The following is a 20,418-nucleotide window of genomic DNA, read 5'->3' as shown; positions in this document are numbered from 1 at the left end:
CCAGGTATGGCTAACAAACTCGGCTCCGCCACCAGCCCCTACCTCCGCCAGCACGCCGACAACCCGGTGCACTGGCAGCAGTGGACACCGGAGGCGCTGGCCGAGGCGGCGGAGCGCGACGTGCCGATCCTGCTGTCGATCGGCTATGCCGCCTGCCACTGGTGCCACGTGATGGCGCACGAGTCCTTCGAGGACCACGACGTGGCTGCGGTGACGAATGAGAACTTCGTGTGCATCAAGGTCGACCGGGAGGAACGTCCCGACCTCGACGCCATCTACATGAACGCCACGGTCGCGATGACGGGCCAGGGCGGCTGGCCCATGACGTGCTTCCTGACGCCCGACGGCCGGCCCTTCTTCTGCGGCACGTACTACCCGAAAGACAGCTTCCTGCAGCTGCTTTCGGCGGTGACCGACACCTGGCAGAACCGGCGGGACGAGGTCGAGCAGGCGTCCGACCAGATCGCCTCGGAGCTGCGCAAGATGTCGTCCGCGCTGCCCTCGGGTGGCCCGGTCCCGTCGCCCGAGCTGTGCGACCACGCTGTCGCCGCGGTGCTGCGCGACGAGGACCATGCCCGCGGTGGCTTCGGCCGGGCGCCCAAGTTCCCGCCGTCGGCATTGCTGGAAGCCCTGCTGCGGCACCATGAACGCACCGGCTCGGGCCTCGACGCAGTGGAACGCACAGGTGGCGCGATGGCGCGCGGCGGCATCTACGACCAACTGGCGGGCGGCTTCGCCCGCTACAGCGTCGACGCGTCGTGGGTGGTGCCGCACTTCGAAAAGATGTTGTACGACAACGGATTGCTGCTGCGGGTGTACGCCCACTGGGCGCGGTTGACCGGAAACGCGTTGGCGCGCAAGGTGGCCGACGAGACGGCACGGTTCATCATCGACGACCTCGGTGACGGCGGCATGTTCGTCTCGTCGCTGGACGCCGACACCGCCGGGCACGAGGGCCTGACGTACGTGTGGACGCCGGCGGAGCTGGTGTCGGTGCTGGGCGATGACGACGGGCGTTGGGCCGCTGCGCTTTTCGAGGTCACCGAGGCCGGGACGTTCGAGCACGGCAGCTCGGTGCTGCAGCTGCTGACCGACCCCGACGACGCCGCACGCTTCGAGCAGGTCCGCGCGAAGTTGATGGCAGCCAGGGCGCTGCGGCCGCAGCCGGGACGCGACGACAAGGTCGTCACCGCCTGGAACGGTTTCGCCATCACGGCGCTCGCGGAGGCGTCCGTCGCACTCGGCAAGCCCGAATTCCTCGATGCCGCAACGGGTTGCGCCCGCCGGCTGCTGGATTTGCATCTGGTCGACGGCCGGCTGCGCCGGGCCAGCCTCGGCGGCATCGTCGGCGACAGCGTCGGGATCCTGGAGGACTACGCGGCGCTCGCGACGGGCCTGCTGACGCTGCATCAGGTGACCGGCGACGACAGCTGGCTGACGGCCGCGCACGGTCTGCTCGACACCGCGCTCACGCACTTCGCCGACCCGGACCGCGGGGGCCGCTGGTTCGACACCGCGGACGACGCGGAGGCCCTGCTGGTGCGCCCCGCCGACCCGGTCGACGGGGCGACGCCGTCGGGTGCGTCGTTGGTCGCCGAGGCGCTGCTGACGTTCGCGCACCTGGCCGCCGAACCCGAGCGGTACCTCAATGCGGCCGCCGCCACGCTGGCGTCGGCCACCCCCATCCTGGCCCGCTCGCCACGCGGCGGTGGCCACTGGCTGGCGGTCACGGAAGCGGCCGTTCGCGGCCCCATTCAGATCGCGGTGGCGTGCACCGGCACGGACTCGGAATTGCTCGGTGCGGCACGCAGATTCGCGCCCGGTGGCGCCATCGTCGTCGGCGGTGCCGAGGGGTCGTCGACGCTGCTCGACGGACGTGGCCGCGTGCACGGCCAGGACGCCGCGTACGTCTGCCGCGGCCAGGCGTGTGACCTTCCGGTGACGACGGCGGGGGATCTCGGCGCTGCCCTCGGCGCGGCCGTGTAGCGTGCGGCGCATGCCCAGCGCTGAGCAGATCACCGAAAACGTCAACCGCTATCTGGACCTCGTCGACGTCGCCGACGCCGACGGGATCGCGGAGCTGTACGCCGTCGATGCCGCCATCGAGGACCCGGTCGGCGGTGAGGTGCACGTCGGCCGCCAGACGATCCACGGCTTCTACTCGAACATCGCGGGCACCAAGAACTCCCACGAACTGCACACGCTGCGGGTCTGCGGCCACGAGGCCGCGTTCTACTGGACCTTGACCGTCAACAGCGCCATGCGCATCGACATCATCAGCACCATGAACTTCGACGCCGACGCCAAGATCATGTCCATGAAGGCGTACTGGGGCCCGGCGAACGTCACCCAGCTCTGAGCGATTTGTGCACGATTTTCCGCGGTGAGCGCGGAAAATCGTGCACAAATCACCCGGAAAAGACGGCGAACCACATCGCGATGTAGTGGCAGATGGCCGCCACCGCGGTGCAGGCGTGGAAGAACTCGTGGTGCCCGAACGTCCGTGGCCACGGGTTGGGCCACTTGAGCGCGTAGAGCACGCCGCCGATCGAGTACAGCGCGCCGCCGACGATCAACAGCACGACCGCTGTGACGCCCGCGCCCTCCAGGATGGGCCCGATGAACCAGGCCGCGACCCAGCCCAACAGGATGTACAGCGGCACGCCGAGCCAGCGCGGCGCCGTCGGCCACAGCATCTTGAGGGCCACGCCGGCCAGCGCCCCGCTCCAGACGATCCAGAACAACAGCCAGCCGTCGGTGCGCACCGCGAGCAGCGCGAACGGCGTATAGCTGCCGGCGATGAAGATGAAGATCATCGAGTGATCCATGCGCTTCATCCAGGTGCGCGATTTCTCCGACTTCCAGTTCACCCGGTGATAGGTGCCACTGACGGTGAACATCGCGACGATGGTGAAGGTGTAGAGCAACGTCGCCAAACCGGCGCGCGTGCCCTGCATGGCCCACGACACCGAAACCAGTGCGGCACCGGCAAAGAACGCGACCACTGCCGAGTACACGTGGATCCAGCCGCGGGCGCGCGGCTTGCCGAGGAACTCGACGACGCTCTCGACCACCACATCCGGCAGCGAATCCGCCTGCCGGAGCACCGCGGCGGCGCGGTACGGCTTGGTCATGTTCGACGGTGCGTTAGCCGGGTCGGTGGCGGCCGGACCTGTATTGCTCGGAGCGGACAACGTTCCTCCACTAACAGCCATGGGATACCCAGGGGTCCACAGTAGTCTGGTTTCTCGTGGACATCATTCCCCCGCGTCTCAAGGAACCGGCGTACCGGCTCTACGAGCTGCGGCTGCGTCAGGAGCTTGCGCACTCGAAAGCGCAACTGCCACGCCACATTGCGGTGTTGTGCGACGGGAACCGGCGCTGGGCACGTGAGGCTGGTCACGACGACGTCAGCTACGGCTACCTCATGGGGGCCGCCAAGATCGCCGAGGTGCTGCGCTGGTGCCAGCAGGCCGGTATCGAGATGGCGACGATCTACCTGCTCTCCACCGAGAACCTGCAGCGCGACCCGCAGGAGCTGGCGCCGCTGATCGAGATCATCACCGACGTCGTCGAAGAGATCTGCGCGCCCGACAAGCACTGGACCGTGCGGACCGTCGGCGACCTGGAGCTGCTCGGTGAGGAGCCGGCCAAGCGGCTGCGCGACGCCGTGGAGTCGACGGCCGCGCGCACCGATGCCGGGTCGTTCCACGTCAACGTCGCCGTCGGCTACGGCGGCCGGCAGGAGATCGCCGACGCCGTGCGCACCCTGCTGAGCAAGGAGCTCGCCAACGGTGCGACAGCCGAGGAACTCATCGAGGCCGTGACAGTCGACGGCATCTCCGAGAATCTCTACACCTCGGGCCAGCCCGACCCCGACCTCGTCATCCGCACGTCGGGTGAGCAGCGGCTCAGCGGATTCCTGTTGTGGCAGAGCGCCTATTCGGAGATGTGGTTCACCGACGCACACTGGCCCGCCTTCCGGCGGGTGGACTTCCTGCGCGCGCTGCGTGACTACACGCTGCGCAACCGCCGCTACGGCAAATAGCGTTCGTGCCAAACTGAAGACATGGCTGCGCTGTCGGCAGTGGTCTTCGCCCTGAGCTGGTGGCTGGGGCTGTACCTGCTCGCGCGTGATCCCCGCAAGCCCATGCTGGCGTGGACGGCGTTCGGGTTGTGCAGCTTCGCCGTGGTGGTCGCAGTCGACGCGATCCGGCTGGCCGGCGACGCACCGACCGGCCCGCTCAGTCACATCGAGGCGTATCTGGCGGTGCTGCCCGGCATCGCCTGGCTCACCGTGCTGCTCGAGCTGTCCCGGCCCGTCGACTCGGCGCGGAGCCGGTGGGGTTTCGTGGCGGTGGCGACGGTGGCGGCCATCGCGCTGGTCGGGGCCGGGATTTCCGGGGGTGTGCACCCGCCGCTGCGGCTCGGGCACTGGGTCATGGTCGGGGCCATCGCGCTGTCGGCGTTCGGCGCGCTCGTGCTGGCGGTACGACGGCTGCGCCGTGGTGCGTCGTCGCGCAAGATCGTCCCGCCGGTCGTGGCGGCGACGTTGTTCTTCGGGCTCGGCAACGCGATCCTGCTCATTCCGCTGGGCTTGTTGCCCAGCTGGCTGGTACTGGCGTCCGCGGCCTTCGACGTGCTGCTGCTGGGCATCGCGGTGGCGTGGTGGGACGCCTTCGACGAAGGGCAGGCCCTGCGCGCGGGGATGCGCCGCTCACTGGTCGGCAGCATGGCGGTGTCGGTGCTGTTCGGCGGCCAGGTGCTGATCGGCCTGGCGGTCACCGGCGAGCATCTGGCGCTGATGGTGTTGTTGTTCACCAGCCTCGCGGTGGCCATCGCCATCAACGTCCTGGCCGACCCGCTGTCGGGGCTGCTGGACCGGCTGGCCTTCGCCCGCGAACCGGACCTGCGGGCCGACCGCGCCGCGCTGCGTCGCACCGAGGCGGCACTGCCGCTGCGCGCCACCAACCCGCTCGACCACATCGATGACGAGACGTTCGTCCGCCTGACCCGGCGCGCGCTCGGCCATTACGCCGACCTCTCCAAGCTCGTCGCCTCGCCGTTGACGACGCTGCCCGTCATCGATGACAGACTCGCCCGCCGCGGCGCACCCGACCAGCCGCTGGAGCGCGCCAACGAACTCAAGGATTTGCTGGCCGATCGGATCGCGGCGCTCAAACCCCGCGACGGCGGCGACTTCGGCACCACCGAGCAGTGGCGCCACTACAACTCGCTGTACTTCCCGTACGTCGTCGGGGTGCGGGCCTACGCGCAGAACGCCACGGCGGCCGGACTCGACCCGGTGGCCCGGCAGGCGTGGCAATGGTTCGTCACCGAGGTGCCGCAGCGGTCGCTGCACAACTGGCAGAACGCGGCGGCCCGGGTGATCGCCGCCGACCTGCGCGGTACCCCGGTCTCCACGCTGACGTAGGCCGCAATGGTCGCTGACCTGCGGTTGGCAGTGCCTGGCAGTAATCGGCAGCTTTTGGTGCAGACCGGGCAGCCCGGTTCGAGCAGTGTCATGGGTGTCCCCCCCAACCGGCACCGCAAGGAGCGACCGCCATGACCGCAATCAACCCCGGGCTCCACACCCGACCACTGTCCGACAGCTCCGATTCCCTGCTCCGTTTCGGCCTCCGCGTCGACGGCACGCTGTGCTCGCTCACCGGCCTGCTGATGGCGTTCACCGCTGATCCGCTGTCCCGGTTGTCGGGGCTGTCGGCGACATCCGAATGGGTCATCGGCGCGGTACTGGTCGTCTGGGGGTTTGCCCTGTACGTCATGGCCGCCGTGCCCAGGATTCGGCGCGTCGGGACCGGCGTGCTGATCGGCAACCTGATCGCCACCGTCGCGGTGCTGGGCGTCCTGGCCTCCGGAGTGCTGCCGCTGACCGCGGCGGGCAACGTCCTGGTGCTCGCGGTCATGGCTGTGGGCCTGGGCTGCGCCTGGCTGCAATACCTCGGAGTACGCCGTCTGGCGTGACTCCCTTCCCGCCGGGCGGGGGCGTCGCTGAAAGAGGTTGCAGTTGACGTCCCCGCGCCGGCCTTCACCACCCCTCCAACGAAAGACATCTCACGAAGTTAAAAGTCAAGCCGCGGCCGGGAGTGGAGGTGGAAACGCTTGATGTTCGTTGTAGAGCTGGCCGGTGTGCAGGCAGTGATGCAGTTGGCCGAGGAATTTGTTGAACAGGTGCCGTTGGGCTTGGTGGTTCCAGTCTCCGGCGGCGCGGCGGGCGTCGAAGTGCCGGCGGGCTCCTGGGGAGGCGCGCAGCGAGGCCAGGGCCCAGATCGGCCCGACGGCGTTGAGTCGCCGGTTTTTGATATGACGGTGCAGGACAACGGTTTTCTTGCCGCTGGCTCGTGTGATCGGCGCCGATCCGGCGAACGCTTTCAAGCCGCGGGCGTCGGGGAACCGGGTGCGGTCATCACCGATCTCGGCGAGCACCCGGGCACCGGCGAGCATCCCCAGCCCGGGAAGCTGGTGATGATCGCGGCGTCCGGGTGCTGATCAAAATGGGCGGTCGCCGCCTCGGTCAACGCATCGGTCGCGGCGCAGGCCGCGTCGAACTGGCCCAGCAGCGCCGTCAGGTGAATGCCCATCGCGTTTTCCACCACCGCCGGCTGGTGCAGGTAGGTGTCGCCGAACACCTCACGCAGGCGTGTCACGTCGCGGTCGAGGTAGCGCTGGCGGCCAGCTTTGATCAGCAGCCGGCGCAACCTGGCGGGGGTCAGCTTGGCGGCCTGGGCCGGGGTCGGCGCCGCGGTCAGGATGGCCCGGGCATCGGGGCGGGCCAGCCCGCCGTCGAGGCCGTCGAACGCCACCAGCGCGGCGGGGTAGAACTCTTTGAGCAGATCACGGATCTGGTTGCCGACCTGCCCGCGGGCCCACACCGCGTCCTGCTGGGCGCGGGCCAGGACCCGGATCGCTTGGGCCAGTTCGGTATCGGCCGGCAACGCGCGATGCGCGGTGGGATCGGTGCGGATGATGTTGGCCAGCAGCACCGCGTCGGTGGCATCGGATTTGGCGCCCGACACCGAGTACCGGGCCCGGTAGCGGGACGCGGCCAGCGGGTTGATCGGGTAGATCACCCGGCCGGTTTCCCGCAGCGCTGCCACGAACAGGCCGCGGTCGGTTTCGATACCGACCGGGATCGGATGCTCAGCGCTGTCACCGACCTCGGCCAGCAGGGCCAGCAGGGCGGTGAACCCGGCGGCGTCGTTGTTGACCCGGCCGCGGGCCACCACCTTGCCCTCATCGTTGATCACCGCGACATCGTGATGGGCTGTGGCCCAATCGATTCCGCAATACAAACCCAATGTTGTCTCACTCCTTCGATCTGTGGTCGTGCCGTTACCGGTGGACTCACGCGGCGCCCTAATCGTGGGACTCAAAGGTCCGTCATCTCACTAGCCGTCCGTGACTCCAGCGCACCGCAGGACTTCGTTCTATCGAAGAGCTCAAAGCTCGGGAACCATCATCGGGAAGTCAACCCTGCGGCAGGCTCGGGCAACGGAATCCCACCACCACCGAACAGGGTCTGCTGCCAGGCGCGCCGTTCTTTCGTAAGTCGTCGAACGACGGGACACATCAGGCATCACCTGGCAACAGACCCCGTCAGGAACAAACCCCGGTCATCAGGACCGGTAATCCATCCCTACTAAACGATTAGGAAACTCCATGACCACCATCACCGCACCCGCCCGCGTCCGCTCCGACCGCCTGCTGCGGCTGGCCCTGCGGGCCGACGCGCTCATCAGCGGCACCGGCGGCGTCATCCTGGCGGCCGCGGCCGGCGCGATCGCATCGGAGTCCGGCATCCCGCAGCCGGCCGTATACGTGCTGGCCACGGTCCTCGTCGTCTACGGCGTCGGCGTCTACGGGCTCTCGACCATGGCGGCGGTGCGTCGTCCCGGTATCGCGGTGGCGATCGCCAACGTCGTCTTCACCATCGCCGCGGTGCTGGCCGTGGTCGACGATGTCTGGCCACTGACGACGACGGGCGTGGCCATGATGATCGTCAGCGCCGTCTACACGCTCGCGATGGCGGAGTTGCAGTACCAGGGCGTCCGCCGCGCCTGATCACCCCGGGATTTGTGCACGATTTTCCGCGCCTACCGCGGAAAATCGTGCACAAATCGTGCACAAATCGCTGTCTAGAGCTTGCGGAGGCGCAGCCGGTTGATGGCGTGGTCGGCGTCTTTGCGCAGCACGAGCGTGGCGCGGGGCCGGGTCGGCAGGATGTTGTGGATCAGGTTGGGCAGGTTGATGGACTGCCAGATGTCGCGGGCGGCGAAGATGGCCTGCTCGTCGGTCAGCGTCGAGTAGTGGTGGAAGTGCGACTGCGGGTTGGCGAAGGCGCCCGCCCGCATCGCGAGGAACCGCGACACGTACCACTGCTCGATGTCCTCGATGCGGGCGTCGACGTACACCGAGAAGTCGAACAGGTCCGAGATCATCAGCGCCGGCCCGGTCTGTAGGACGTTGAGGCCCTCGATGATCAGGATGTCGGGGTGCCGGACGACGACCTTCTCGCCGGGCACGATGTCGTAGATCAGGTGCGAGTACACCGGGGCCGACGCCTGGTCGGCGCCCGACTTGACCGCGGTGACGAACCGCATCAGCGCGCGGCGGTCGTAGCTCTCGGGAAAGCCCTTGCGGTGCATGATCTTTCGCCGCATCAGCTCGGCGTTCGGGTACAGGAAGCCGTCGGTGGTGACGAGGTCGACGCGCGGGTGGTGGCCGAACCGGGCGAGCAGCGCCTGCAGCACGCGCGCGGTGGTCGACTTGCCGACGGCGACGCTGCCGGCCACGCCGATGATGAACGGCACCGGACGGTCGGGGTTCTGCTGCGGTTCGCCGAGGAACTCGGCGGTCGCGGCGAAGAGGCGCTGCCGGGCGGCGACCTGCAGGTGGATCAGACGGGCCAGGGGCAGGTAGACCTCTTCGACTTCAAGCAGGTCGAGTTGCTCGCCCATACCGCGCAGGCCCAGCAGCTCATGAGCTGTGAGTTTGAGGGGAGTCGCCATACGCAGCGCGCGCCATTGGCGCCTGTCGAACTCGACGTAGGGACTCGGCTCGCTCGGCCGCGGCATGTGCCCAGTCTTGCAGTCATTGCCGGGCGATGAACGCGGGGGTACCGGCTAACGTGGGCGGGTATGAGCACTGGGCATACCTCGATGCCGGTTCCCGACACCGCCGCCGATGCCTTGATCCGTGAATACCTGCTGCTGGGTCTGCGGTTCGACCGCATCGAGGAGGGCTACGTCGACTCGTTCACGGGCGAGCCGGCACTGCGCAAGCAGGTCGCCGACGAACCCGCGCCGGACCCCGCGACGCTGGCCCGGCAGGCCCGCCGGTTGCACGGCGAGGTCGACGGCTCCGGGTTGGACGCGCAGCGTGCGGATTACCTGAAGGCACATCTGCGGGCCCTGGACTGCGCGGGGCGCAAGTTCGCGGGGGAGGACGTCGGCTTCGTCGACGAGGTCCGCGACTACTTCGATGTCGACATCACCAAGGGTGACGAGGACAAGTACCGCGAGGCGCATCGCCTGCTCGACGAGGCGCTCGGCGGCAGCGGCCCGCTGGTCGAGCGCATGCAGGCCCACCGCTCCGGTGAGGAGATTCCGCCCGAGCGCCTCGAGGAGTGCATCCACGCGTTCTCGTCCGCGCTGCGCGACCGGGTCCGCGCCGACTTCCCGCTGCCGGACGCCGAGACCATCAACTACGAGATCGTCACCGACAAGCCGTGGTCGGGCTTCAACTACTACGAGGGCAACTACCGGTCCACGGTCGCGGTCAACGCCGACCTCAAGCAGCAGATGTCGAACCTGCCGCGGCTGGTGGCGCACGAGTCGTACCCGGGCCACCACACCGAGCACTGCCGCAAAGAAGCCGGCCTCGTCGAGTTGGGCGGCCAGGCCGAGCAGACGATCTTCCTGGTCAACACGCCGCAGTGCCTGATGGCCGAGGGGCTGGCGGACCTGGCGCTGTACGCCGCCATCGGTCCGGATTGGGGGGCGTGGGCCTCGGAAATTTACGCCGACTTGGGCCTGCGCTTCGACGGCGAACGCGCCGAAGCGATCTCGACGGCGAGCGCCGCGCTGGCCGACGTCCGCCAGGACGCCGCACTGATGCTGCACGACGAACACCGCGACACCGACGACGTCGTCGCCTTCCTGCAGCGCTGGCTGCTGACCAGCCCGGAGCGGGCCCGGCAGTCCATGCGGTTCCTGTCGTCGCCGCTGTGGCGTGCGTACACGTCGACCTACGTCGAGGGGTACCGGCTGCTGCGGGGCTGGCTCGACGCCCGGCCCGCCGACGTCAGCCTCACCACGCGGTTCGGCCGCCTGCTCGACGAGCCGCTGATCCCGTCGTCACTGCGGAGTTAGCCGCCGGTGGCGACCCTGCGGCGCGACAGCGCCGGAAAGGCCATGCCGCTCAACGTCTTGTTGGTGGTATGGATGGCGATCGGGCGGGGCGTGTTCGCGCCGCTGGGCTGGATGACGGTGTTCGTCGTCCTCGTCTCGCCGGCGCTGCTGATCTGTCTGACGATGACGACCAGGATGATCCGGCAGCTGCCCGGGCGGGAGCTGACGCCTGCCCAGACCCGCGCGCAGGTGACCGTGTGGTCGGCGATGTTCGGCTTCGGCGTGTTCTGCGCCGACGGCGGCGACAGCGGCACCACGTCGTCGATCCTGATGAAACTGCTCGGCGAGCCGTCCTGGTCGGAAACCGTGAGCCTGGCGCTGTGGTCGGCCTGCGTCATCGCCGGGCCCGTCGCGTGGTGTGTGCTGTTCTCCAAGCTCAGCCGTGGCCTCGCGCCCGCCCAGCCGCCGTTTCCGCACCCCGGCTAGGCATCACCCTGGGGCGGGAGCGATGCGACCAGCGGATTAGTCTGGGGGCATGACCTCTGACGCTTCCGTGTCCAACGCCGGCCTGGGTGCCGAGTACGCCGCCACCGCCAGCGAGGCCTACCAGGCGGCGCTGCGGGTCATCGAGCAGGTCGAGCCCCGGGTCGCCGCGGCCACCCGCAAAGAGCTTGAGGATCAACGCAGTTCGCTGAAGCTGATCGCCAGCGAGAACTACGCGTCGCCGGCCGTGCTGCTGACCATGGGCACCTGGTTCTCCGACAAGTACGCCGAGGGCACCGTCGGGCACCGGTTCTACGCCGCGTGCCAGAACGTCGACACCGTCGAGGCCCTGGCCGCCGAGCACGCCCGCGAGCTGTTCGGCGCCCCGTACGCCTACGCGCAGCCGCACTCGGGCATCGACGCCAACCTGGTCGCCTTCTGGGCCATCCTGGCCACCCGCATCGAGGCTCCGGGCCTGGCTGAACTGGGCGCCAAGCACGTCAACGACCTGTCCGAGGCGGACTGGGAGAAGCTGCGCAACAAGCTGGGCAACCAGCGCCTGCTGGGTATGTCGCTGGACACCGGCGGCCACCTCACGCACGGCTTCCGGCCCAACATCTCGGGCAAGATGTTCCACCAGCGCAGCTACGGCACCGACGCGCAGACGGGCCTCATCGACTACGACGCCGTCGCCGCCGCGGCCCGCGAGTTCAAGCCGCTGGTGCTGGTCGCCGGCTACTCGGCGTACCCGCGCCGGGTGAACTTCGCCAAGATGCGCGAGATCGCCGACGAGGTCGGCGCCACCCTGATGGTCGACATGGCGCACTTCGCGGGCCTGGTGGCCGGCAAGGTGTTCACCGGCGACGACGACCCGGTGCCGCACGCCCACGTCACCACCACCACGACGCACAAGTCGCTGCGCGGCCCGCGCGGTGGTCTGGTCCTGGCGACCGAGGAATACGCCCCGGCCGTCGACAAGGGTTGTCCGATGGTGCTCGGCGGCCCGCTGTCGCACGTGATGGCCGCCAAGGCCGTCGCGCTCGCCGAGGCGCGGCAGCCCGAGTTCCGCAGCTACGCGCAGAACGTCGCCGACAACGCCAAGGCGCTGGCCGAGGGCTTCCTCAAGCGTGGCGCGACGCTGGTCACCGGTGGCACCGACAACCACCTGGTGCTGCTGGACGTGCAGTCGTTCGGTCTGACCGGCCGGCAGGCCGAGTCGGCGCTGCTGGACGCCGGCGTCGTCACCAACCGCAACGCCATCCCGAACGACCCGAACGGCGCCTGGTACACCAGCGGCATCCGCTTCGGCACCCCGGCGCTCACCACGCGCGGCTTCGGCGCCGACGAGTTCGACAAGGTCTCCGAGCTGGTGGTCGACGTGCTCAAGAACGCTTCCGCCGACGCCGGCCCGAACGGCCCGTCGAAGGCGAAGTACACGCTGGCCGACGGCACCGCCGACCGCGTCCGCGCGGCTTCGGCCGAGATGCTGGACGCCAACCCGCTGTACCCGGGCCTGACGCTCTGATTCTGGCGCGCTGAAACCGAGGTGTGCGCGGTGCACACCTCGGTAGCGTGAGCTGCGGCCGAGGAGGTGGCAGATGGGCAGTGAGGCGCTGGCCGCGATCATCGAGTACTTCGCCCGGGACAAGGACGCCTTCATCGCCGGTGTGATCGCCGAGATCCTGGCCGCCGTACCCGAGCTCAGTGACCCGTCTTTCCACGAGATCGTCGCCGTCAACGCCACCGAGAGCCTGGATCTCTTCCTGGACGTTCTGGCGAACGGGATTGACCCGCAGAGCATTTCGCCGTCGAGCCGCGCCATCGCCAACGTCGAGCGGGCGGTGACCGACGGTGTTCCGCTGTCCGCGGTCCTGAAGGCCTACCGCATCGGGCACGGATTGATGCTGAGCGCATGTCTGGCGGAGATGCCGGCCACGGCGCCCGGGGTGGCCGCGGCGATGATCGAGGTGGTGAATCTCAGCGGATCCCACAACGGTCGGGTCGCCGAGCAGATCACCGCACTGTACGAGGACCGGCTGACGCAGCGCGTCCGCACCGACGAGGCGATCCGGCGGCAGTGGATCGCCCGCTTGCTCAACGATCCCGAACCTGATGTGGCACAAGCGGAATCGGCGCTCGGCTACCGGCTGTCGGGCAGTCATCTCGCGGTCGAGGCATGGGCGGACGACACAACCGCGGCAGACGCGTTGCCCAAAGTGGTGACGGTCCTGCGCCAGGTACTGCCTGGCGTCGACGACGTCCTCGTCGCCGGCGGGGAGTCGCAACAGCGCATCTGGTTGCGCCTGCCCATCGCCGCCCGCGTGGATCACGAAGAGCTTGCAAAGCGATTGTGCATCAATGGATTACGTGCCGCGGTCGGTCGCCGAGGCAATGGGCTGGAGGGTTTCCGCTCAGCAGCGCGCACGGCGGCGCGGGTCAAGGAACTGGCCCGGTTCGCACCCCATGCACCGCAGGTCGTGCTCTTCGACGATGTCGCGTCGGTCGCGTTGCTGGCCGACGAGCCGGCCGACCTCGCGGCGTTCGTCGCTGCCGTCCTCGGCTCGCTCGCGGACGACGATGCGCGGTGCGAGCAGCTACGCGAGACCATCCGGGCCTTCCTGGCCGCCAACTGCAGCTACACCGAGACCGCGAAGCGCACGATGTTCCACCGCAACACCGTGTACCTGAGGGTGCAGCAGGCCGTCGACCTATACGGCCTGCGCCTGGACGCCGACACCCTGACGGTCGCGCTGGCTCTGGAGATTTGCCGGTGGTACGGCGCGCGGGTGCTTTCGCCGGCTTCCTGAGCTCACGCCAGGATGATGTGCATTTTGCACATGTGAGCGCGGAAACCCTGGTCTGAGCACCCATTGGTCAGCACAGCGATCGCTCATATTGTGACGGGGACGACAATTTCGTCGAGCTGTTCACCACATCACACCCCGGGCGTTCACGCTGAGTCAGCCACCCGGGCAGACCCATCACGAAGGGGCGAAGAATGTCTGAGTTGGGCCATACCTGGCGGTCGAATACGGCAGGGGACGATCAGCCGGTAGCGGCCGCCAACCGGGCGGCACGGCGCCGGTCCCGGGCCAGGCGGCGGGGCATCGCCACGACCGCTGTCGCCGGCGCCATGGTCGCAGCGCTCACCGCCCCGCAGGCGTTCGCCGCGGACAGCTACCAGGCCGTGACAGATCAGATCCTCGCCCAACAGCAGCAGATCATCGCCACCAACAGCAACTATCCGTTCATCAAACCGTCCGACGTGAGTTCGTTGCCGCAATACAGCCAGGCCCTGGCGATGGGCGTGCTCTTCGGTGCGCTCAATGAACAGAACCGGATCAACGGCTACGACCGCAACGGTGAATTTCTCACCGCCCCTGGAACGCGCCGTCTGCCGAGCCTCTGCCGTTCTCGAACGACCTGACGGCGGACAACAAGTACACGCTGCTGGCCGTGCGGGGCGAGTCGTACACGGTGACCATCACCCCTCGCCCTGGCACCAAGGTGGTGACCTTCGTTCCGATGTCGGGGAACATCATGGACGGGAAGTTCATCTCGACCGGTGTCAGCTATGACCTGACGCAATTCACACCGAATGCGGACGGCACGTACACCGTGGTGATCAGTCCGGACCAGCAACCGGGCAACTGGGTGAACAGCACCGGCGCCCAGACGATCCTCATGCGCGATACCACCACCGACTGGGGCATTCCGCACGACACGATCCTCATCAAGCAGCAGAGTTCATCGTCGCAGTTCAAGCTGCCGGTGCTGTCAGAAAGCCAGGTGGCGGCGGTGTTGGCCGGCGTCGCGGACAATGTCTCCGGGTTCAATTCCAGCGTCACGAATAAGGGAATTCAGGCGGTCTGGGCCGCAGTACCGGAAAACACCTTCACCGTGATCAAGCCGACGACTTCGGCGGTCGGCGGCCCGATTCTGCCGGGGCAATTGACCAGCATCGGACACTTCAACCTGCAGCCAGACCAGGCACTCGTGGTCAAGGTGCCCACCGTTTCGGCCGGCTACGTGGCTGCCCAGCTGACCAATATCTGGCAGCTGGATCTGCCGTATGCGACCGCGCAGAGCAGCCTCAACGGCAGCAACATTTTTCAGGCAGACGACGGTTACACCTATTACGTCGTCAGCGCCACGAACCCCGGCGTCGCGAACTGGCTGGACAACGGAGGCGTCGTCAACGGCTCCGTCACGCTCCGGTTCCAGGACGTCAACGGCACGCTCGACAATGATGCGGTGACGGCCCAAGTAGTCCCGATCTCTGATGTCCGTCTGCACTTGCCGGCCGATACCCCGACCGTCACCCCGCAGCAGTACGCGGCCGGCCTCAAACGGCGGATGTTCGAATTCAATTACGTGCACAACCAGAACAACGTGCCCACTGGCTGGGCGACGGCGAATTTGGAGCTCGATCAGATCAGGGCAGCGGTCGGCACCGACAAGTTCAACGAGATATTCGGTAGCCAGAGCAACGTCCCGTCCGTCCTGGACCGGATCACGCAATCTGCCCTCAACCCGGACTACGTCGACCTCGCCCGCGGCATCTTCGCCAACCCCGTCGGCAGCTTGTCCGCTGTCGTGCAGAACATTCCGTTGGCGGTCCAGGACATCGTGAATCCCATGGTCCTGTCCGCTCTGCGGTGCGACCTACTCATCAACCAGACCCTCACCCAAATCCGAGCCGGCCTCGCTTCCGGGAACATCACCGCCGTGGTCGCGGCGCTGGGCAATGGCATCCAAGGTTTGGGCACAATCATCAACCAGACCTTGACCGACCCGAGCACCAGCGTCACTGCAGGCTTCCTGAACGCGCGTGACGACCTGTCGGTGGCGCTGAACCGCGCCGACAGCTACTCGCCGTTGACGATGGGCAACATCAAGACGGTCGTCAAGGAGCTCGGAGACCTCGGCCGCACCACAGGGCACATGCTGGTCGGTGGGCTGCGCGGCGCGATCCCCGCGGCCAACCCCACGTCACAAACACCGACCGGGACGCCGGCGCCGACCGCAGCAACATTCGGCGCGGACGTGACTCCGACAGCGAAGACCACACATGAGGCAGACACAACACCGACGGCACAGCCCGCTAGCCCGGCAGCACCGACAGCTGCAGACCCGGCGGGCACTCCGGCGAGCAGCCCTGCGAAACCGTCTGACACCCCGGCGGCCGAGGGGTCGGCCAAGCCGGCGGCCACCAATGGTAAGAACCAGCAGACCGACGGCACGCAGCACGTCAAGCAGCCCAAGTACGGGAAGCGATCGAAACCTGCCAATGGAAAGCCGTCCAAGGTTGCCAAGGGTTCCAGCACTTCTGGCGCCACGCACACGAGTGGCCCGGAGGACTCCAAACCCGCACAAAGCAAGCAGCACACTGAAGGTAAGAATTCGGCTTCTGCTGGTGGCGGCGGAAAGACCGCAGGCGCAGGTTCGGGCACAACGAAGTAGCCGTCTGCGGGCGAACGGGGACCGGGCGACACCGGTCCCCGTTTGTGCGGTGTTGATTTCAAAAACATGTGAACTCGGGTTACAGTTACTTTCATGGCTGAGAAACCGGTTGCCAACGCACTGACCCTCGAGCTCGAGCCCGTGGTGGACACCGAGCTGTCCCGGCACCTCGCGACTGAGGAAGCCTGGTACGCCCACGACTACGTGCCGTTCGAGCAGGGTGAAAACTTCGCCTTCCTCGGCGGCACCGACTGGGATGCCTCCAGCGTCACGCTGCCCAAGCCGGTCACCGATGCGCTGGAAATCCTGCTCATCACCAAGGACAACCTCGCGGGCTACCACCGCGAACTGGTCGAGCACTTCATCCTCGAGGACAAGTGGGGCCGCTGGCTGGGTCGCTGGACCGCCGAAGAGCACCTGCACGCCATCGCGCTGCGCAACTACCTGGTCGTCACCCGTCAGATCGACCCGACCGCCAACGAGGACGTGCGCGTCGAGCACGTCATGAAGGGCTACCGCGCCGACAAGTACAGCCAGATCGAGACGCTGGTCTTCATGGCGTTCTTCGAGCGTGCGCACGCCGTCTTCACCCGCAACCTGCAGGCCCAGATCGAGGAACCCGTGCTTGCCGCCATGGCCGGCCGCATCGCCCGCGACGAAGAACGTCACGAGGAGTTCTTTGCCAACCTCGTCACGCACCTGCTGGAGACGCACCGCGACGAGACCATCGCCGCCATCGCGGCCCGGGCCGCCGGCCTCGAGGTCATCGGTGCGGACATCGACGCCTACCAGGACAAGGTCCAGGTCGTTGCTGACGCCGGCATCTTCGACGCCACGGCGCTGCGCACCGTCATCTCCGACCGCATCAAGGCGTGGGGGCTGAGCGACGAACCGTCGCTCGCTCAGTTCATCTAGACGTCACAAAAGAGTCACGGCGCGCCAGTGAGCGCGCGGCCGTTGCCGGGGGTAGCGTCGCCGGTGATGGCTAGCGAATTGCTCTGCTATCCGGGCGGTACCCGATTAGAGATTGGGACCGGCCCCGGTCCAGGTACCGCTGCGTCCACCGAAGTACTCGTGTGGGGCCGCACGGGCCGAGGAGCGCCACGTGTCTGATTCGCAGGTCCGTACCTACGTGCTCGATACCTCCGTGTTGCTGTCCGATCCCTGGGCATGCACGCGCTTCGCTGAGCACGAAGTGGTTGTCCCCCTGGTGGTCATCAGCGAGCTGGAGGGTAAACGCCACCATCACGAACTGGGCTGGTTCGCCCGGCAGGCCCTGCGCATGTTCGATGACTTGCGATTGGAACACGGTCGACTGGATCAGCCGATTCCTGTTGGGACGCAAGGTGGTTCGCTGCAGGTTGAGCTGAACCACGTCGACCAGTCGGTGCTGCCCTCGGGCTTCCGCACCGACACCAACGACCACCGGATCCTCGCGTGCGCCGCAAACCTCGCCGCCGAGGGCAAGCGAGTCACCTTGGTCAGCAAGGACATTCCGCTACGCGTCAAGGCCGGCGCGGTGGGCCTGACTGCCGACGAGTACCACGCGCAGGATGTCGTCACGTCGGGCTGGACCGGCATGACCGAGATGGACGCCGCCCCGGAAGACATCGACACACTGTTCGCCGACGGCGAGGTCGACCTGCTGGAAGCGCGGGATCTGCCGTGCCACACCGGCATCCGGCTGCTCGGTGGCACATCGCACGCGCTCGGGCGGGTCAACGCCGAGAAGCGCGTGCAGGTAGTTCGTGGTGATCGCGAAGTGTTCGGCCTCCGGGGAAGGTCAGCCGAACAACGCGTCGCCCTCGATCTGCTGCTCGACGAATCCGTCGGCATCGTCTCCCTCGGCGGCAAGGCCGGTACCGGTAAGTCGGCGCTGGCGCTGTGCGCCGGGCTCGAGGCGGTGCTCGAGCGCCGCACCCAGCGCAAGGTCGTGGTGTTCCGGCCGCTGTATGCCGTTGGCGGACAAGACCTCGGCTACCTGCCGGGCAGCGAGAGCGAGAAGATGGGCCCGTGGGCGCAGGCCGTCTTCGACACCCTGGAAGGCCTGGCCAGCCCGGCCGTGCTGGAAGAAGTGCTGTCCCGCGGAATGCTGGAAGTGTTGCCGCTGACCCACATTCGCGGCCGCTCGCTGCACGACTCGTTCGTCATCGTCGACGAGGCCCAGTCACTGGAGCGCAACGTGCTCCTGACCGTGCTGTCCCGGCTGGGCTCGGGCTCTCGGGTGGTCCTCACGCACGACGTCGCCCAGCGCGACAACCTGCGCGTCGGCCGGCATGACGGCGTCGCGGCGGTGATCGAGAAGCTCAAGGGCCACCCGCTGTTCGCGCACATCACCCTGATGCGCAGCGAACGCTCGCCGATTGCCGCGCTGGTCACCGAGATGCTCGAGGAGATCAGCCCCGGCACCCTGCCGTGACCTGAGCCGGACCGCGATTTGTGCACGATTTTCCGCGCTGAACGCGGGTTTTCGTGCACAAATCGCGGCGTCGGTAAGGTGATTGGGTGCGACGCGAGAGCAAGGCCTGGCCCTACTGGCGAACCGTCCTCGGCGTGTGTGCCGGTGTGACGATCGTCGTGGTCGGGTGTCAGACCGGCAATGTCGCCAAGGCCGACGAAGTCGACTGCAGCAAGTACAAGTGCGTCGCGCTCACGTTCGACGACGGTCCCAGCCCGTACACCGACCGGCTGCTGAAAATCCTGCAGGACAACGACGCCAAGGCGACGTTCTTCGAGATCGGCAACAAGGTCGCCGCCAACCCCGACGGCGCCAAGCGCGTCGTCGAGGCCGGCATGGAGCTCGGTCAGCACACCTGGGAACACCCCAACATGACGACCATCCCGCCGGAGTTCATCGCGGGCCAGTTCAGCAAGGCCGGCGACGCCATCGAGAAGGCCACCGGGCAGCGGCCGAAGCTGGTGCGCACCGCCGGCGGCCTAATCAATGACCAGGTGCTCGCCGAGGCCAAGAAGCAGGGCCTGGCCGACATCAACTGGGACGTCATCCCGTTCGACTGGGCCAACGACTCCAACACCGCGGCCACCCGCTACATGCTGATGACGCAGATCAAGCCGAATTCGGTGGTCCTGTTCCACGACACCTACTCGTCGACGGTCGACCTGGTGCAGCAGTTCATCCCGGTGCTCAAGGCCAACGGCTATCACCTGGTGACGGTCAGCCACATGATCGGCCATCGCGAGCCGGGCACCAGCTACGGCAGCCGGGAGAACGGCCCGCCGGTCAACGATCTGACCGACATCCCGCCGGCCGAGATTCCGACGCTGCCCAACACCCCGTCGCCGCCGCCGATGCCGAACATCCCGATCACCGACATCCCGGGTGCCAATTCCGGCGGCTCGAACAACGGTCAGTAGTCACGCCGGGGCGGTTTCAGGTACGCGCTCGCATCGACAACCCGAAACGTTTTGAGTGGCCGCGACATATACGTGGGTGCCTCGAGCATCAGATGTACGTGGCTTCAATCGTGGTGGGGCGTGGCTGCCCTGACTGAAGTCAGGTACCTTTTCCGGCCGCTGGACGTCCCTGGGTTCAATCACCACCGGTGGTTGGTCATCGCGATTGAACTCACGGACTTTTTCCGCCCGACTCGGGCGCCAACGCATCTGCTGAGCCACGATCTGACGAGCTGACTCGCGGCGGAGCTACGCGGTGGGGAAGCGGTCGACGATCGCGTCGACCATCGCCAGGAGATCGGCGATGCGCCCGCGTAGTACCTCGAGATGCTTGTCGGCGCCCTGCTTGGCCGCCCGGCGCTCCGTCACCGCCAGTTGCAGGTGCAACTCGGCCAGTTCGTCCTCGAGCAGTTCGATGAACAACTTGGCCTGCAGGACATCGGCATTCCGTTGACCCGGTGCTGTCGTCACGAGTTTGAGGACCTCGGCCTGGGGTTTGGGCAGCCGCTCGCCGGTGTGCGTGTGCGGCATGTAGAAGCGGCCGTGCGTCATGCACGGGACGGCATCCAGCCGGGCACCTCGGTGCGAATCGGTGAGCTCGGCCGTCATTGCAACACAATTGCAAACGCACGGGTCGAATCCCGTTTCCCGGCAGTATCTGTCCAGTAAGGAGCTGTTCACATTCGCT

At 67.4% G+C, this 20,418-nt stretch carries 18 protein-coding genes and 1 pseudogene; 15 read left to right on the top strand and 4 right to left on the bottom strand.

Annotation, left to right across the window (positions count from 1 at the left end):
* Window positions 1–6 precede the first annotated feature (6 nt).
* Together G6N46_RS13075 and G6N46_RS13070 are read left to right on the top strand one after the other, a co-directional pair.
* On the top strand, window positions 7–1,986 hold the full coding sequence (locus G6N46_RS13075; RefSeq protein WP_138248165.1) for a thioredoxin domain-containing protein: 1,980 nt from the start codon (window positions 7–9) through the stop codon (window positions 1,984–1,986).
* Between the two features lie 10 nt (window positions 1,987–1,996).
* On the top strand, window positions 1,997–2,359 hold the full coding sequence (locus tag G6N46_RS13070) for a nuclear transport factor 2 family protein (protein WP_064860389.1): 363 nt from the start codon (window positions 1,997–1,999) through the stop codon (window positions 2,357–2,359).
* Window positions 2,360–2,408: 49 nt separating this feature from the next.
* Here the strand turns inward: G6N46_RS13070 and trhA are convergent, their stop codons facing one another.
* Window positions 2,409–3,134 (bottom strand): PAQR family membrane homeostasis protein TrhA, encoded by a 726-nt coding sequence (gene trhA / locus G6N46_RS13065; protein WP_061001761.1) that lies wholly within the window; start codon window positions 3,132–3,134, stop codon window positions 2,409–2,411.
* A gap of 116 nt (window positions 3,135–3,250) precedes the next feature.
* On the opposite strand from trhA, the gene G6N46_RS13060 reads away from it, so the two are divergent.
* The 3 genes from G6N46_RS13060 (at window position 3,251) to G6N46_RS13050 (ending at window position 5,985) form a co-directional block, all read left to right on the top strand.
* Window positions 3,251–4,048: a (2Z,6E)-farnesyl diphosphate synthase gene (locus tag G6N46_RS13060; RefSeq protein ID WP_064860360.1), complete on the top strand. Its 798-nt coding sequence runs from the start codon at window positions 3,251–3,253 to the stop codon at window positions 4,046–4,048.
* 21 nt (window positions 4,049–4,069) lie between these two features.
* Window positions 4,070–5,434 carry a hypothetical protein gene (locus G6N46_RS13055; protein WP_138248166.1) on the top strand — a complete coding sequence of 455 codons (1,365 nt, stop codon included), beginning with the start codon at window positions 4,070–4,072 and terminating at the stop codon, window positions 5,432–5,434.
* A 131-nt stretch (window positions 5,435–5,565) separates the two neighbouring features.
* Window positions 5,566–5,985, top strand: coding sequence for a hypothetical protein (locus G6N46_RS13050; RefSeq protein WP_138248167.1), 420 nt, complete (start codon window positions 5,566–5,568; stop codon window positions 5,983–5,985).
* A 105-nt stretch (window positions 5,986–6,090) separates the two neighbouring features.
* On the opposite strand, the pseudogene G6N46_RS13045 reads toward G6N46_RS13050, so the two are convergent.
* Window positions 6,091–7,313 (bottom strand): annotated as a pseudogene (locus G6N46_RS13045) (IS110 family RNA-guided transposase).
* 367 nt (window positions 7,314–7,680) lie between these two features.
* Here G6N46_RS13045 and G6N46_RS13040 point away from each other — a divergent pair.
* Window positions 7,681–8,082, top strand: coding sequence for a hypothetical protein (locus G6N46_RS13040; RefSeq protein ID WP_138248176.1), 402 nt, complete (start codon window positions 7,681–7,683; stop codon window positions 8,080–8,082).
* Between the two features lie 74 nt (window positions 8,083–8,156).
* Here G6N46_RS13040 and coaA read toward each other — a convergent pair whose 3' ends face one another.
* Window positions 8,157–9,095 carry a type I pantothenate kinase gene (gene coaA, locus G6N46_RS13035; RefSeq protein ID WP_061001757.1) on the bottom strand — a complete coding sequence of 313 codons (939 nt, stop codon included), beginning with the start codon at window positions 9,093–9,095 and terminating at the stop codon, window positions 8,157–8,159.
* A gap of 63 nt (window positions 9,096–9,158) precedes the next feature.
* Here coaA and G6N46_RS13030 point away from each other — a divergent pair, with 63 nt between their 5' ends.
* From G6N46_RS13030 to G6N46_RS12990, 9 genes are all read left to right on the top strand, one after another.
* A complete protein-coding gene (locus G6N46_RS13030) occupies window positions 9,159–10,391 on the top strand; it encodes a DUF885 domain-containing protein (protein WP_110783765.1) in 1,233 nt (410 codons plus the stop codon).
* 6 nt (window positions 10,392–10,397) lie between these two features.
* Entirely contained in the window at window positions 10,398–10,856 is a 459-nt protein-coding gene (locus tag G6N46_RS13025) for a hypothetical protein (RefSeq protein ID WP_135355684.1), read from the top strand.
* Between the two features lie 49 nt (window positions 10,857–10,905).
* Window positions 10,906–12,378 (top strand): glycine hydroxymethyltransferase, encoded by a 1,473-nt coding sequence (locus tag G6N46_RS13020; RefSeq protein WP_138248177.1) that lies wholly within the window; start codon window positions 10,906–10,908, stop codon window positions 12,376–12,378.
* 73 nt (window positions 12,379–12,451) lie between these two features.
* Window positions 12,452–13,660 (top strand): PucR family transcriptional regulator, encoded by a 1,209-nt coding sequence (locus G6N46_RS13015; RefSeq protein ID WP_138248178.1) that lies wholly within the window; start codon window positions 12,452–12,454, stop codon window positions 13,658–13,660.
* Window positions 13,661–13,986: 326 nt separating this feature from the next.
* The gene (locus G6N46_RS13010; protein WP_138248179.1) at window positions 13,987–14,280 is read left to right on the top strand and encodes a hypothetical protein; all 294 of its coding nucleotides are present in this window, start codon (window positions 13,987–13,989) and stop codon (window positions 14,278–14,280) included.
* A 29-nt stretch (window positions 14,281–14,309) separates the two neighbouring features.
* On the top strand, window positions 14,310–16,316 hold the full coding sequence (locus tag G6N46_RS13005; protein WP_138248180.1) for a hypothetical protein: 2,007 nt from the start codon (window positions 14,310–14,312) through the stop codon (window positions 16,314–16,316).
* A gap of 93 nt (window positions 16,317–16,409) precedes the next feature.
* On the top strand, window positions 16,410–17,231 hold the full coding sequence (locus G6N46_RS13000; protein WP_061001751.1) for an acyl-ACP desaturase: 822 nt from the start codon (window positions 16,410–16,412) through the stop codon (window positions 17,229–17,231).
* Window positions 17,232–17,421: 190 nt separating this feature from the next.
* Complete coding sequence (locus G6N46_RS12995) at window positions 17,422–18,735, top strand: RNA 5'-3' helicase PhoH2 (RefSeq protein WP_061001774.1); 1,314 nt, start codon at window positions 17,422–17,424, stop codon at window positions 18,733–18,735.
* Between the two features lie 86 nt (window positions 18,736–18,821).
* Window positions 18,822–19,691, top strand: coding sequence for a polysaccharide deacetylase family protein (locus G6N46_RS12990; RefSeq protein WP_061001750.1), 870 nt, complete (start codon window positions 18,822–18,824; stop codon window positions 19,689–19,691).
* A gap of 288 nt (window positions 19,692–19,979) precedes the next feature.
* Here G6N46_RS12990 and G6N46_RS12985 read toward each other — a convergent pair whose 3' ends face one another.
* The gene (locus G6N46_RS12985) at window positions 19,980–20,339 is read right to left on the bottom strand and encodes a hypothetical protein (protein WP_138248181.1); all 360 of its coding nucleotides are present in this window, start codon (window positions 20,337–20,339) and stop codon (window positions 19,980–19,982) included.
* Between the last annotated feature and the right edge of the window lie 79 nt (window positions 20,340–20,418).

This window comes from Mycolicibacterium phocaicum, from assembly GCF_010731115.1.
Classification (GTDB): Bacteria; Actinomycetota; Actinomycetes; order Mycobacteriales; family Mycobacteriaceae; genus Mycobacterium; species Mycobacterium phocaicum.
This window is presented reverse-complemented; position numbering and strand designations above follow the sequence as displayed.